The following is a 12530-nucleotide window of genomic DNA, read 5'->3' on the forward strand; positions in this document are numbered from 1 at the left end:
TTCAATCGTTAATTAGCTACGATGTTAACCAAGCGACCAGGAACAGCAATTACTTTACGAATAGTTTTACTGGCTAATAAATCTTTGACTTCTTCATTGGCTAATACTAGGGCTTCTAAAGCTTCCCGGTCTAGGTCAGTGGCAACATCCATCTTGGTTTTAATTTTACCATTCAACTGGATAACAATCTCAACGGTATTATCAATAGTAAGCTCTTCTTCATAACTTGGCCATGGCACATAGCTAATCGATTCTTGGTGCCCCAAGATTGACCAAATTTCTTCCATTAAGTGAGGTGCAATTGGCGCTAGCAATTGGACAAAACCTTCTGCATACTGACGTGGAATAATTGTTTGGTCTTTAGCTTCATTTAAGAAGACCATTAATTGTGAAATAGCTGTATTAAAGTGAAGGTTTTCTAAGTCTTCGGTCACTTTCTTAACCGTTTGATGGTAAACCTTGGTTAGAGCGTCATCATCAGAGTCTTGCACACTGGCTTTCAATTGACCCGTTTCTTCGTCGACCAATAAGCGCCATACCCGGTCAAGGAAACGACGACTACCTTCAAGGCCATTTTCAGACCAAGCAATTGAAGCATCCAAAGGTCCCATGAACATTTCATACACCCGGAGGGTGTCGGCACCATATTCCTTCACAACGTCGTCTGGATTGACCACATTGCCTTTTGATTTAGACATTTTTTCATTATTAGAGCCTAAAATCATTCCTTGGTTATAAAGACGTTGGAAAGGTTCCTTAGTTGGGACTACACCTAAATCATACAAGAACTTATGCCAGAAGCGGGCATACAATAAGTGAAGTACAGCATGTTCGGCCCCACCAATGTATAAGTCAACTGGTAACCATTTGGCTAATTTATCAGGGGCAGCTAAGGCTTCTTTGTTGTCAGGATCGATATAACGGAGGAAATACCAAGAAGAACCCGCCCATTGTGGCATGGTGTGGGTTTCCCGTTTCCCTTCCATTCCGGTCTTAGGATCCACTACATTTACCCAGTCTTCAATCCGAGCTAAAGGTGATTCCCCAGTGCCAGAGGGTTGAATTTGGTCGGTCTTTGGTAACATGACTGGGAGTTGGTCTTCCGGCACTAACGTCGTGGTGCCATCTTCCCAATGGATGACTGGGATTGGTTCACCCCAATAACGTTGACGGGAGAAGAGCCAATCACGGAGACGATAGTTTATTTTACCTTTACCAACGCCTTTTTCTTCAAGCCATTGGATCATGGTTAGAATCGCTTGAGCATTATCCATGCCATTTAAGAATTCAGAATTATAATGGAGGCCTGAGCCAGTAAAGGCTTGATCTTGCCCCGCATCGCCCGTTTCAATAATAAATTTAATTGGTAATTGATGTTTAGTCGCGAATTCAAAATCACGGTCGTCATGGGCTGGCACCGCCATGACCGCCCCGGTCCCGTATGAGGCTAGGACATAATCAGCAATCCACAATGGCAATTCTTCACCATTGACTGGATTAATTACATAAGCTCCTGTGAAGACTCCAGATTTTTCCTTATTCAAGGAAGTCCGTTCCATATCAGATTTAAGTTCAGCTTCCTTAATATAGTTGGCCACGATTTGGGCTTGATCTGGACTAGTAATCGCTTCTACTAAATCATGTTCTGGTGCAAGCACTGCATAAGTCGCGCCGAATAAGGTATCCGGACGCGTCGTAAAGACCGTAATCTTATGGTCAGTTCCCTTGACTTGGAAATCAACTTGGGCCCCTTCAGATTTACCAATCCAATTCCGTTGCATGGCCTTGACAGATTCTGGCCAATCAACCTCTTCAAGGTCTTCTAATAAACGGTCTGCATAAGCCGTAATCTTAAGAACCCATTGCCGCATTGGTTTACGATAGACTGGATGACCCCCCCGTTCAGATAGACCATCAATAACCTCTTCATTCGCCAAAACTGTACCTAAAGCGGGACACCAGTTCACTGCCACTTCTTCTTCATAAGCTAAGCCACGTTTATATAATTCAGAGAAAATCCATTGGGTCCATTTATAAAATTCAGGATCTGTAGTATTAACTTCCCGGTCCCAATCATAAGAGAAACCCAAAGACTTAATTTGGCGTTTAAAGTTTTGAATATTTTCCGCCGTGAAGTCAGCTGGATCATGGCCGGTATCCAAGGCGTATTGTTCCGCAGGTAAGCCAAAAGCGTCCCAACCCATAGGGTGAAGCACGTCATAACCTTGGGCCCGTTTCATCCGTGAAATAATATCAGTCGCTGTATAACCTTCTGGGTGACCGACGTGAAGGCCTTGACCTGAAGGATAAGGGAACATATCTAGCGCATAATACTTAGGATGGTCTGCCCCCCGGTCTAGGGTTTTGAAGGTTTGATTTTGATCCCAGAAATCTTGCCATTTTTGCTCGATTAAACGATGTTGATAAGTCATTTTTTATTGCCTCTTTCTTTTTATTCAGATGGTTGGCTGATTTTTGCTCCTAAAAGCAAAAAATCCCATATGAAATAAACTTCATATAGGACGTTGAAAACGCGGTACCACCTATTTTTGTGCGCCAAGCGCACCTCTATGCCTTAACGCGGTCAGACGAGTGCTGTTAGCAAGGCTTGGCAGCACCAGGTTTTATTAGATGAGTTCAACGGATAACTTCACTTATTTGCACCGACCATAAGCTCTCTACAGAAGTCTAAAGTTTACTAGTTCTAATCCCTTTATTTATTAGGTATAATATAGCATAGCAAGCCTTATTTAGCAATCATTGCTCCTTATCTAAAGAAAGAGATGACTTCGATGCAATCTGCCCTCCATTATTCCCACCAACTCCTAACTGCTCTTATTGACCGCTTTCCTAAAGGGACTTTTGTTGATGCCACCTTGGGAAATGGCCACGATACCGCCTTTATCTTACAAAAACCTAATTTTCATGGGCAGGTCCTAGCCTTTGATATCCAAGATCAAGCCCTCACCAATAGCCAAGACCGCTTAAACAAATTAGGCCTTGACCCAAGCCGCTATCAATTAATCCATGATAGCCATGCCAACCTAGAAGCTCATCTGACTCCTGGGCAAAAATTACAGGCCGCCATTTTTAATTTAGGCTATCTGCCCGGGGGCGACCACCAAATCACCACCCAATGGCAATCTACGTTAACTGCTATAAAGACTTTGGCCCAACATTTAGACCTACACGGTCAACTAATTTTGGTGATTTATTTGGGCCACCCTCAAGGGCAGGTGGAATCCACTAAACTTTTAGCTGAAGTCAGCCAATGGTCCCAAACAGAATTCCAGGTCCTCCAATATCAATTTCTTAATCAGGCCAACCAACCGCCTTATGTTATCGTGATTGAACGGATAAAAACTGCAAAGGTTTGATAAAGATATTATGTCTAAAATTATTGGGAGCGGGCAAAAAGTAGAAAAACAGAATCTCTTATTTTTGCTAATTTATAGAAAATTTTATTATCTTCTAGTTTTTTTAGAATATTAAATTAGCTGTTCATAAACTTTCTCATCAAAAATGCTAAGTAAACTATTTCTCTTTAATTTCCTATAAAGACAAGTGCTTATTATAAACATCATAAGCGCCAGAATCAATGTAGCAATCATTTGTCCAATTGCGGCAGCGGGGATGGGTTGCAATGGCCATGGTTCGATAAAAATTGATGAGCAGACTCGGAAAATACAGACAAGAGTTAGGAAAAAGTAAAAGTAAATAACTTCCTGATTGCCTGATAAAGCCTTCTTTCCTAAAATAATCAGCATTAGACTCAATCCAAAAAGCAGAAAGGAAAAGCAATAGTTTGTATAGTCGATTCCAACGATAAGATTTTCATATTGCATTGGCAGATAGTCTTACCACTGAAACATATGGGGCACAAAGAAATGCCAGAAACCCACTAAAGCACTAGCACACACTGAAATGAAATAAACAATGCTTAGCCATTTTTTCATTCGTTTGCCTCCATCCACATAGTCTCATTTATACCCTTATTATACTTTTCCCTACAACTATTTAAAGATAAACAGACACTTCAGCTGAATTTAGGTAAAGGACTGGTTACCCTTCTATCTATTTAAATCTATCTGATGACTTCACTTACCATCGTAAATAATTACCTTAATAAATTAGCCCCGATAGCTATACAAAAATTTATAAAAAACGAACCTCCCTGAAATTGGATTGAATCATCCAACTTTAGGGGGAAAAAAGGTATCTAAAGTTAATTATTGGGCAAAGTAGGCCTTTAAAGCAGCCACCTTATCCGTTTGTTCCCAAGTTAAATCAATATCAAGGCGACCAAAGTGACCATAGGCGGCTGTTTGGCGGTAAATTGGTTTTCTTAAGTCTAAACTTTCGATAATACCCCCTGGCGTTAAGTCAAACACAGACCGAATGGCACGTATAATTTTTTTATCAGAGTAGCTAGAAGAACCAAAGCTATTCACAGCAATAGAAGTTGGTTTAGTCACACCAATAGCATAGGCGATTTGGATTTCGATTTGGTCCGCAATTCCAGCGGCCACTAAATTCTTGGCGACATAACGAGCCGCATAAGAAGCTGACCGATCTACCTTGGTAGCATCCTTACCAGAAAAAGCCCCACCCCCATGGTGGGCTGAGCCACCATAGGTATCTACGATAATTTTCCGGCCAGTTAAACCAGAATCTCCCACTGGACCCCCGACCACAAATTTACCCGTTGGGTTGATATAATAAACCGTCTCATCATCTAATAAATGAGCTGGTATCACTGCCTTTACCACATGTTCAATCATGTCTTGGCGAATTTTAACTAAAGAAATTTCCTCCGCATGTTGGGTAGAGATGACTATATTATCAATGCGTTGAGCTTGACCCTGCTCATCATATTCAATAGTTACCTGGGTTTTACCATCTGGCCCAAGGTAGGCTAGTAGTCCACTTTTTCGAACTTCGGCTAAGCGACGGGCTAAACGGTGGGAAAATGCAATCGCTAAAGGCATATATTCTGGGGTTTCGTTAGTGGCATAGCCAAACATAATCCCTTGGTCTCCAGCCCCAATCTTTTGTTGGTCTGATTGACGGGATTCAATTCCTGCGTCAACCCCTTGTTTGATATCCGGTGATTGCTCATCTAAGGAAACCAAGACCGCAACATTGTCTGCATCAAAGCCGTATTTCTTATCCGTATAACCAATCTCACGAATGGTTTGGCGGACTACCGCTTGAATATCAACATAGGCCGAGGTGGTAATTTCACCAAATACTAGGACTAGGCCGGTATTGACTGCAGTCTCACAAGCGACCCGGGCATAAGGGTCTTGACTAAGAATCGCGTCCAAAATCGCATCTGAAATTTGGTCCGCAATCTTATCAGGATGTCCCTCAGTGACTGACTCAGATGTAAATAAATATTTTTCCAAAAATAATCTTCCTTTCCAGCATGTTTTTTGCTGTAGTAAATATTACAATCTTTACAAATGTAAGGATTTTTAATTTTCCATTGATACAACAAGGATTATACCTTATTATTAATATGAATGATAGTAATATGGAAAGGCTAGTCAAGATGAAAAAATTTATAAATTATTTACAAAACCCTTACCTCAAGATCTTTATCGCCCCCCTCTCTTTGATACTTTTTGGCGCTATTATGGGGGTAAGCCACAGTCAATCACCTAAGTGGTTAGCGGTAATCTTACTTTATTTGATTGCACTCACTTCACAATTAACCTTACATTTTCTACATTTAAAATTTGACCGTGAGAGTTCAATTACTGACAATCCCTTGTTGCTAAGGATTCTACAAGGCCTGATGATTTTAGCTGCGATTCTTTTAATGATTCGCCAACATTGGATTATTATTTTGCTCATTCTATTTTATTTAATTTATACCCACATCATCTATTACCCTTATAATATTTCCAATACGATTTATGCCTATATTTTAGCTATTTTCTATGAAAGCTTTATCCTCAACATCATAGCTTACTATTCCCAAGTTGGTGCCATTAATAATGATTTGCTGATTCATTTAATTCCAATTGTTCTTATGTTTGCAGGGATTTATATTCAAACTTTCCACTTAAAAGATGAACTTTCTATTTATCAACCCTCTAAACTTTGGCCCCGTTTACGTTATCTAGGTTATATTCTAAGTTTTCTTGCCTTAGCTCTAGGCTTCTATTTTAGTTTACCAAGCCGTTCCTACTTTTTAGTTCAAATTCTTTGCTTATTAGTTTCAGGTTTTGCCTTAATACCAAGCCTGGTTGTTACCAAAAATTCTGACCAGAGCCAACGGAAAATAAATTATTTATCCGCGGTCTTAAGTATCTTCACTATCATTTATAGCCTCAGTGTTCTTTTCTAATAATCAAAAAACGTCTTAATCCTTAATCGGATTAAGACGTTTTTATTATTTAGACTGTTAAACTATTCTTTAACAAATGAGGTTGCTTGGTTACCAGCTTGACGACCGAATACAATATTATCGGCTACAGCCTTACCACCAAGCCGGTTAGAACCGTGGACGCCACCAACTACTTCACCGGCTGCATAAAGTCCAGAAATAGCTCGGCTATCTTCATTTAAAACTTGTGCCTCAGTATTGATAGACCAACCACCCATGGTATGATGAATTCCCGGTGCAATTTGGATTGCATAGAAAGGTGCTTTAGATAAGTCATATTCCATACCGGTTTCACGTTCAAATTCGCCATATTTACCAGTAGCAACGGCTGATTCTGAAACATATTCCTCAGAGTGAACGATTGGCATTTGCGCAGCTAACAGTCCAGTTAAAACTAAACTTAACGAAAACTTCTAAAATTTCATAACTCTCCCTTCTCATTCACACATCATAAAACATTCCTCCACAAGTTTGTAAGTGTTTTCTTATCATATTTTAATAAAAATAGAGGACTGGGCAAAAAAATCCAGTCCCTTTAACTATTTATTGATATTGATTGAGAATGGCTTCAATATGAACTACTGTTTCTTCGATTGATTTATTTTCAATATTAACGACTGGAATCCCCAACTGGTCATAGATTTTCTGAGCATATAATAATTCTGACTTAATTCGACTCAAATCATCATAAGCAGATCCTTGACCAAGGCCTAAGACTTTTACCCGCTCTTGTCGAATCCGCATAATATAACGGGGACTAGCAATCAGACCAATCAGCTTCTCTTTTGGAACCTGGAATATTTCCTTGGGTAAAGTAATTTCTGGAACTAAAGGTAGATTAGAAACTTTAAGCGAATTATTATTAGCTAAATAAATAGACAGCGGGGTCTTTGATGTTCTAGACACCCCTAATAAGACCAAATCGGATTCTAGAAAACCTCGTGGCGACCGGCCATCATCAAATTTTACAGCAAACTCAATCGCATCAACTCGGTCAAAATAGTTTTTATTCATAGCATGGATTGAACCGCTTTGGCGGGTGGGTTTCAGTTGGGTCCGCCGTGAAATAATCCGCATCAGCGGAGAAATATAATCCACATGGTCTAGTCCATGTAAGGTACAAAATTCTTCTACCATCTGATTTAATTGGTCTGAAACCAAAGTTGTAATCACGATGGCTTGTTCCTTAAGGGCATCTTCCAAGATTGGTATTAAGGTTTGACTATCCCTAACAAAAGGAAAACGTCGTATTTCATCAATTGCTAACTGGGGATATTGAGCTAAACCTGCTTGGGTAACTTTCTGGCTGTTGCACCGACTGAGTCAGAAATCATAAAGATTGCTAGTGGGCTTCCTTCTTGACTGGCTTTCATCTACTCAACCACCCCCAAGTCAACTAATAAATAGGCTAAACTGGTCTTGGATAATTTACCAACTACCTGTTTTGATTGGTCTGATTTTAATACGGGTAAAGAGTCAATTTCAAAGTCACGTAGCATTTGCCCCGCTTCTAAGACCGGACGATTCGGATAAGTGACATGTATATTAGGCCAACGCGTCATCATAACGGCAATCGGAACGGAAACATCACTTTTATTAAGTACAGTCCTAAGTAAATCTTTTCTTGAAACTAAGCCAACTAACTCTTCGTTATCATCGACTACATAGAGGGAGCCAGCATCATGTAAGAAAAGATGACTAATTGCCATTTGAACACTAGTGTCCTGCTTAATAATAATAGCCGGGATCATAATTTCAGCTACGGTCATGTGATTTAACTTATCTAGAAATAGAGGTTGAAAATCTAGACCTGAATAAAAATATCCTATCTTGGGCCGAGCATCCAAGATGCCCGTCATGGTCAAAATCGCAAAATCACTTCTTAAAGTTGACCGACTTAAGCCCAAAAGTTGGGCAATTGTATCCCCATTAATGGGTTCATTGGCTTTAACAATTTCAATAATTTGATATTGTCGTGGACTTAGTTCCATACTTACATCGCTCCATTATTTGATTTAATACTTTCTTGGTTGCTTAATCGTAGCTTGAGCAGCAGCTAATTGAGCCACCGGCAAGCGGAAAGGTGAACATGACACATAGTCTAAACCAATATTATGGAAGAATTCAATTGATTTAGGGTCGCCGCCTAATTCTCCACAAACGCCCATGGTTATTCCCGGACGGCTAGCTCTAGCTTTTTGACTTGCAATTTTAACTAATTCACCGACCCCTTCTTGGTCAATGGTTTGGAAAGGATCAAAGGCTAAGACCCGGTCTTTAATGTAGGATTGGATAAATTTACCCGCATCATCACGGGAGAAACCATAGGTCATTTGGGTTAGGTCATTGGTACCGAAAGAAATAAACTCTGCATCCTCAGCTAATTGGTCGGCTGTCAGACAAGCCCGTGGTAATTCAACCATGGTTCCAATCTGGTAATCTACGGTATCGCCCTTTTCATCAAAAATCGCTTGAATCCGTTTTTCCAAGAAGGCTTTGCTTTCTTTAAGTTCTTCTTTCATTCCCACCAATGGAATCATAATTTCCGGCTCAACGTTAACACCTTGTGCTTTTAATTCTAAGGCGGCTTCAATAATCGCTTGAACTTGCATTTGATAAAGCATTGGGTAAGAAATGGCTAAACGTACCCCGCGGTGACCAAGCATTGGATTTACTTCATGAAGTTCAAGAACACGTCGGTTTAATTTGGCTGGATCCATTTCAAGTTGCTTAGCAACTTGAGCGATATCTTCTTGAGAAGACGGTACAAACTCATGTAGCGGTGGATCTAATAAACGGACAACCACTGGTAGACCTTCCATTTGTTGGAAAATAGTTGAAAAATCTTCTTTTTGGAAATTGATTAAATTATCCAAGGCAGCTTGACGTTCTTGATCGTTTTCAGCAAGAATGAACCGCCGCATATGTGGTAGACGATCTGAACCAAAGAACATGTGCTCCGTCCGAACTAAGCCAATTCCGGCTGCTTTAAAACGAAGTCCTGTTTCAATATCACTTGGAGTTTCAGCGTTCATCCTTACTTTCATATCGGCAATTTCGCGGGCCCAAGTCATTATTTTTTCAAAGCGTTCGTCTGCCTCAGATGGAATCGTAGGCACTTCGCCTAAATAGAGGGTACCAGTAGAACCGTCAACTGAAATTAAATCTCCTTCATGTAAAACACCACCAGGATATTCAACCACTTTTTCTGCTTCTTTAATTCGGATATCTTCACAACCGACTACACAACAAGTTCCCATCCCCCGAGCCACGACAGCCGCATGAGAAGTTAGACCTCCTCGGCTAGTTACAATTGCAGCCGAAGATACCATGCCTTCAATATCTTCTGGAGAAGTTTCTTGTCGCATTAAGATAACACGTTCTCCCATTAAGTTATGTTCTTTAGCAGTCGCAGCATCAAAATAAATATGGCCAACGGCTGCCCCAGGACTCGCTGCTAAACCAGAATCTGTTATTACAGGGAAATTAGCCACTTGATTTGGATCAAACATCGGATGTAAGAGTTGATTAATCGCAGCAGGGTTAATTTGCATTAGCGCTTGTCCCTTATCAACAATGCCTTCCATTGCCATTTCATAAGCAATATTTAAAGCAGATTTGGCTGTTCGCTTACCATTCCGGGTTTGGAGAATGAATAGCTTACCATTTTCAACTGTAAATTCAATATCTTGCATGTCGCCATAATGCCGTTCTAATTTTTCTGAAATCGCATTAAATTGATAATAGATTTTCGGCATTAAATCATTCAATGAAGAAATTGGCTTAGGTGTCCGAATACCAGCCACGACGTCTTCCCCTTGAGCATTTAATAAGAATTCACCGAAAAGTTCATTCTCACCGGTATTTGGGTTCCTTGAGAAAGTAACACCCGTTCCAGATGTTTCACCCAAGTTACCAAAGACCATTTCTTGAATATTAACCGCTGTCCCCATGGTATGTGGAATATGATTTAAATTCCGGTACACAATGGCCCGATCATTATCCCAAGAAGCAAAAACAGCTTTAACTGCATCATAGAGTTGTTGAATTGGTTCTTGGGGGAAAGTTAATTGGTTGGCTTGGTAGACTTCTTTGTAGCGTCTAACCACTTCTTTTAAATCATCTACCGTTAAATCTAAGTCTGAAGAATATGCTTTACTTGATTTGATATCATCTAAAATATCTTCAAAAGCGCGTCCGTCAATTCCATAAACAACGTTTCCAAACATTTGCAATAAACGACGATAACAGTCATAAGCAAACCTTGGGTTAGAAGTTAAATCAGCTAAGTATTCTACATTTTGATCATTTAAACCTAAATTTAAAATTGTATCCATCATACCAGGCATTGAAATAGCTGCACCAGACCGAACTGATACCAAAAGTAAGGAGTTAGGATTTGAGAATTGCTTTCCTGTTTTCATCTCCATTTCTTCTAAGTACTGATCAATTTGTTGCTTCAACTCTAGGGATAAAGTCCGATCACCATCTAAAAACGCTAAACAAGCTTTAGTAGAAATCGTAAAACCGTTTGGAATCGGTAAACCAATCCGCGTCATTTCGGCTAAATTTGCCCCCTTACCGCCTAAAATGTCACGCATAGACGCATTACCTTCACTGAAATGATACAATAATTTTTCCATAATGACCTCCATTAGTGTTGAATATTTACAAAATATAGTATAAATGTCGCACTAATAATAGTCAATATAAAATCGATGATTTGTATAAACAAAATAAACACTTATAAATTAAAGCCTCTATTAAAAGCTTTAACAAAGTTTCAAATAACATGATTAAACATCTTGAAATAACAAAAAAAATAAATATTAGAAATAAATTAAAATGTTGCACTAATAAAAAAGCCCCTAAGGGGCTAAAGTAATAATTAAAAAAGTTAAATATTTAAAGAAAATCTTAAGTTAAAAGACGATCATTAATATTTGGAAGACTTAATTTAACTGGCAGATTTGAAATATAAATCGCTAGAAAAGTTAAACATAAACCAAATATCGCTATAGAGGTCGGCTATTCATGATAGAGGATTAAACCCATAACCATAGCTGCTGGCGTCTCTCCTGACACCAAAATAGCTACTTTACCCGCTTCTAAAAAATTCATGGACATGGCATACAAACCAGATAGAATAACAGATAAGAATACAGCATCTAGACCTAACCATAAGAATAACTGGGGTTGATTCGCCGAACTTTGCCAGAATACATGAAAAACAGTGACAAAACTAATACTTATTGCCGTAAAGAGAGAACCATAAAATATTAAAGTTAAGTAATGAGATTGACGAACAGCTAATTGTTTGGAAAAAATTCCATATACCCCGTAGAAAAAAAACGCTAAAGCTCCGTAAATAATGCCAGTATAAGTCCATTTCAAACTAGCTGATTCCAAAACACCCGAAACAAATATCACACAAAGTAAAGTTAGGCCCACACAAATCTGTTTACTAATCGTAATCTTTTCCTTGAAAAATATAGCAGCAAAATACACGACAAAAACAGGAACTAAAGCTGATAAAACTGCAGCTAAAACCAGGAAGGTCTAAATAATAGCAATATTATAAAAGACATTAATAATTCCCATTCCGATTACACCAGATCCTATCATTAAAGTCCAATCTTTATAGGATACCTTAAAAAGTCTTGAATCTTTGATTAAAATAATTAAACCTAAAAATAAAGCTGCAGAAAACATTCGTCCGAAAATTGTTACATAATTATTCACTCCAAAACTTGATAATTGCCGAATAAACAAGCCACTACTCCCCCACATTAAACCAGCAAGCAAAAGCCAAATCCACCTAAACCTTTTCAAGTCCTTATCTTCTCTCAAAATATTAAATAATAAAAAAAGACTAGCCTCAGCTAGTCTTATCAAGCGGGTGACGAGAATCGAACTCGCGACAACAGCTTGGAAGGCTGTAGTTTTACCACTAAACTACACCCGCATAAAAGCGGTCCGGACGGGATTTGAACCCGCGATCTCCTGCGTGACAGGCAGGCATGTTGACCCCTACACCACCGGACCAATAAAATATAAAATGCGGGGGTAGGACTCGAACCTACGACCTTCGGGTTATGAGCCCGACGAGATGCCAACTTCTCCACCCCGCGATAAT

10 protein-coding genes, 3 tRNA genes, 1 pseudogene and 1 other annotated feature are annotated in these 12530 nt (G+C 39.3%); of the genes and pseudogenes, 2 read left to right on the forward strand and 12 right to left on the reverse strand.

The window, feature by feature from the left end:
• Positions 1-8 precede the first annotated feature (8 nt).
• On the reverse strand, positions 9-2432 hold the full coding sequence (gene leuS / locus G396_RS0105400; protein WP_006417969.1) for a leucine--tRNA ligase: 2424 nt from the start codon (positions 2430-2432) through the stop codon (positions 9-11).
• Positions 2433-2515: 83 nt separating this feature from the next.
• Positions 2516-2721: a binding site (T-box leader), on the reverse strand.
• A gap of 62 nt (positions 2722-2783) precedes the next feature.
• Between leuS and mnmM the strand changes: the two genes are divergently transcribed.
• Positions 2784-3377, forward strand: coding sequence for a tRNA 5-(aminomethyl)-2-thiouridylate-methyltransferase MnmM (gene mnmM, locus G396_RS0105405; RefSeq protein ID WP_248623905.1), 594 nt, complete (start codon positions 2784-2786; stop codon positions 3375-3377).
• Positions 3378-3488: 111 nt separating this feature from the next.
• Here the strand turns inward: mnmM and G396_RS0105410 are convergent, their stop codons facing one another.
• A complete protein-coding gene (locus G396_RS0105410) occupies positions 3489-3845 on the reverse strand; it encodes a hypothetical protein (protein ID WP_162139965.1) in 357 nt (118 codons plus the stop codon).
• Between the two features lie 384 nt (positions 3846-4229).
• Positions 4230-5408, reverse strand: coding sequence for a methionine adenosyltransferase (gene metK / locus G396_RS0105415; protein WP_028125308.1), 1179 nt, complete (start codon positions 5406-5408; stop codon positions 4230-4232).
• A 146-nt stretch (positions 5409-5554) separates the two neighbouring features.
• On the opposite strand from metK, the gene G396_RS0105420 reads away from it, so the two are divergent.
• Positions 5555-6355, forward strand: coding sequence for a hypothetical protein (locus G396_RS0105420; protein ID WP_028125309.1), 801 nt, complete (start codon positions 5555-5557; stop codon positions 6353-6355).
• Positions 6356-6417: 62 nt separating this feature from the next.
• Here G396_RS0105420 and G396_RS0105425 read toward each other — a convergent pair.
• The 9 genes and pseudogenes from G396_RS0105425 to G396_RS0105465 form a co-directional block, all read right to left on the reverse strand.
• Positions 6418-6723, reverse strand: a pseudogene (locus G396_RS0105425) (FAD-binding protein); the annotation flags it as partial.
• A gap of 214 nt (positions 6724-6937) precedes the next feature.
• Entirely contained in the window at positions 6938-7654 is a 717-nt protein-coding gene (locus G396_RS10265) for a pyruvate, water dikinase regulatory protein (protein ID WP_345917260.1), read from the reverse strand.
• 113 nt (positions 7655-7767) lie between these two features.
• Positions 7768-8385, reverse strand: coding sequence for a helix-turn-helix transcriptional regulator (locus G396_RS0105435; protein ID WP_006417964.1), 618 nt, complete (start codon positions 8383-8385; stop codon positions 7768-7770).
• A 24-nt stretch (positions 8386-8409) separates the two neighbouring features.
• Positions 8410-11037: a pyruvate, phosphate dikinase gene (gene ppdK, locus G396_RS0105440; RefSeq protein WP_028125311.1), complete on the reverse strand. Its 2628-nt coding sequence runs from the start codon at positions 11035-11037 to the stop codon at positions 8410-8412.
• A 385-nt stretch (positions 11038-11422) separates the two neighbouring features.
• The gene (locus tag G396_RS0105445; RefSeq protein ID WP_162139966.1) at positions 11423-11824 is read right to left on the reverse strand and encodes an EamA family transporter; all 402 of its coding nucleotides are present in this window, start codon (positions 11822-11824) and stop codon (positions 11423-11425) included.
• A 129-nt stretch (positions 11825-11953) separates the two neighbouring features.
• Positions 11954-12244 (reverse strand): EamA family transporter, encoded by a 291-nt coding sequence (locus G396_RS0105450; protein WP_162139967.1) that lies wholly within the window; start codon positions 12242-12244, stop codon positions 11954-11956.
• A gap of 44 nt (positions 12245-12288) precedes the next feature.
• A tRNA-Gly gene (locus tag G396_RS0105455) sits at positions 12289-12359 on the reverse strand.
• A 7-nt stretch (positions 12360-12366) separates the two neighbouring features.
• Positions 12367-12439 (reverse strand) — tRNA-Asp (locus tag G396_RS0105460).
• Between the two features lie 13 nt (positions 12440-12452).
• Positions 12453-12525, reverse strand: a tRNA-Met gene (locus G396_RS0105465).
• Positions 12526-12530 lie beyond the last annotated feature (5 nt).

The organism is Eremococcus coleocola DSM 15696, assembly GCF_000428865.1.
Classification (GTDB): Bacteria; Bacillota; Bacilli; order Lactobacillales; family Aerococcaceae; genus Eremococcus; species Eremococcus coleocola.

Coding starts and splice junctions, on each gene's coding strand:
- G396_RS0105410 (WP_162139965.1), bottom strand. CDS start 3,845: ATGCAATATGAAAATCTTATCGTTGGAATCGACTATACAAACTATTGC.
- leuS (WP_006417969.1), bottom strand. CDS start 2,432: ATGACTTATCAACATCGTTTAATCGAGCAAAAATGGCAAGATTTCTGG.
- G396_RS0105435 (WP_006417964.1), bottom strand. CDS start 8,385: ATGGAACTAAGTCCACGACAATATCAAATTATTGAAATTGTTAAAGCC.
- G396_RS0105420 (WP_028125309.1), top strand. CDS start 5,555: ATGAAAAAATTTATAAATTATTTACAAAACCCTTACCTCAAGATCTTT.
- ppdK (WP_028125311.1), bottom strand. CDS start 11,037: ATGGAAAAATTATTGTATCATTTCAGTGAAGGTAATGCGTCTATGCGT.
- mnmM (WP_248623905.1), top strand. CDS start 2,784: ATGACTTCGATGCAATCTGCCCTCCATTATTCCCACCAACTCCTAACT.